The organism is Neisseria sp. P0022.S010 (genome assembly GCF_051956635.1).
Window position 1 is genome coordinate 1 of sequence record NZ_JBQCXF010000512.1, and the last position, 2,084, is coordinate 2,084.

The 2,084-nt window shown below is 51.9% G+C and carries 1 protein-coding gene and 1 pseudogene; both read left to right on the top strand.

Annotated elements, in window-relative coordinates; genetic code table 11:
- A pseudogene (locus tag ACTHUT_RS18790) lies at positions 1 to 581 on the top strand (1-deoxy-D-xylulose-5-phosphate reductoisomerase); the annotation flags it as partial.
- A 131-nt stretch (positions 582 to 712) separates the two neighbouring features.
- The gene (gene rseP, locus ACTHUT_RS18795) at positions 713 to 2,053 is read left to right on the top strand and encodes an RIP metalloprotease RseP (protein WP_250599390.1); all 1,341 of its coding nucleotides are present in this window, start codon (positions 713 to 715) and stop codon (positions 2,051 to 2,053) included.
- Positions 2,054 to 2,084 lie beyond the last annotated feature (31 nt).

A 2,084-nucleotide genomic window follows, 5' to 3' on the forward strand; every position in this document is an offset into this window, starting at 1 on the left:
AGCAGGCGGTCAAGCATCCGAATTGGAGCATGGGGCGCAAAATTTCCGTCGATTCCGCGTCAATGATGAATAAGGGCTTGGAGTTGATTGAGGCGCATTGGCTGTTTAACTGTCCGCCGGAAAAACTCGAAGTCGTCATCCATCCGCAATCTGTAATTCACAGCATGGTGCGTTATCGCGATGGTTCGGTATTGGCGCAGTTGGGCAATCCCGATATGCGTACGCCGATTGCTTATTGTTTGGGCCTGCCCGAACGTATCGACTCCGGCGTGGGCGAGCTGGATTTCGGCGCATTGTCCGCATTGACCTTCCAAAAGCCTGACTTTAACCGTTTCCCATGTCTGAAACTTGCCTATCAGGCCATGAATGCAGGCGGCGCCGCGCCTTGCGTGTTGAACGCCGCCAACGAAGTTGCCGTGGCCGCTTTTTTAGATAAACGCATCAAGTTTACCGATATTGTCAAAGTCGTTGCCCACTGCCTTGCCCAAGATTTTTCAGACGGCCGTCATGATATCGAAAGCCTGTTGGCGCAAGACGTGCAAACACGCAGACAGGCAGAAGCCTTTATCGGCAAACAATAAAGCTTCAATGACAGGCCGTCTGAAACGTCAACCGCTTGGCATTTAGGCAGACAAAATGGAACAACTGCCTTTATAATCGGTTTTCAGACGGCCTTATCCGTTGATTATCACATTCCATTCAGGGGATTTTTTTGCAAACCTTTTTAGCCTTTATCGTCGCCATTCTGATTTTGGTCAGCCTGCATGAGTTCGGACACTATATTGTTGCCCGCTGGTGCGGCGTTAAAGTCGTGCGCTTTTCTGTCGGTTTCGGTAAGCCCTTTTTCACCCGAAAACGCGGCGATACCGAGTGGTGCCTTGCCCCGATTCCGCTGGGCGGTTACGTTAAAATGGTCGATACGCGCGAAGGCGAGGTGGCGGAAGCAGATTTGCCGTACGCCTTTGACAAGCAGCATCCGGCCAAGCGCATCGCCATTGTCGCTGCAGGTCCTTTGACCAATTTGATTTTGGCCGTTTTACTTTATGGTTTGAGCTTTTCCTTCGGCGTAACCGAGTTGCGCCCCTATGTCGGCATGGTCGATCCTGCCAGTATTGCCGCCAAAGCAGGTTTTCAGGCAGGCGATAAAATTGTATCGGTCAACGGAATCGCCGTTAAAGACTGGAGCGATGCGCAAACCGAGATGGTGTTGAACCTTGAAGCCGGCCCTGTAAAAGTTGCTGTTCAGACGGCCTCAAATACCCAAGCCATCCGCATAATTGATGCCGCCGGTACGCCTGAAGCAGGTAAAGTTGCGAAAAGCCAAGGCAACATCGGCCTTTTGCCTTTTAGAATTACTAACCGCATCGGCAAAGTCTTGGCCAATAGTCCGGCCGAAAAAGCAGGTTTGAAGGAAAACGACAAACTGCTGACCGCCGATGGGAAGCCCATCGAAAGCTGGCAGGAATGGACGGAACTCTTCCGCGCCAGCCCCGGCAAACGAATCGAACTGACTTACGAGCGCGACGGTAAAATACTGGCGACCGCTATCCGGCCGGACAGCGTCGAGCAGTCGGCGGGCGTGCTGGTGGGTAGAGCAGGGCTTGCCGCCCAGGCGGATAAAGAGTGGGATAAAACCATCCGCTACCGTTATACGCCTTCCGTTGCCCAAGCTTTTGAATTGGGTTGGAACAAAACCGTCAACTATTCGTGGACGACCCTCAAATTTTTCGGAAAACTGGTTACAGGCAATGCCTCTTTAAACCATATTTCCGGCCCCCTGACCATTGCCGATGTCGCCGGACAATCCGCCAAACTCGGATTACAGAGCTACCTCGAATTTCTGGCCTTGGTCAGCATCAGCTTAGGCGTGTTGAACCTTTTGCCCGTACCCGTTTTAGACGGCGGACATTTGGTTTTCTATACCGCCGAATGGATACGCGGAAAGCCTTTGAGCGAACGCATACAGGCAGTCGGCCTGCGCTTCGGACTGGCAGCCATGCTTTTGATGATGGCTGTGGCTTTCTTTAATGACATCAACCGTTTGTTTGGATAATTTATGAAACTGAACCAGATTGCTTCCGCTT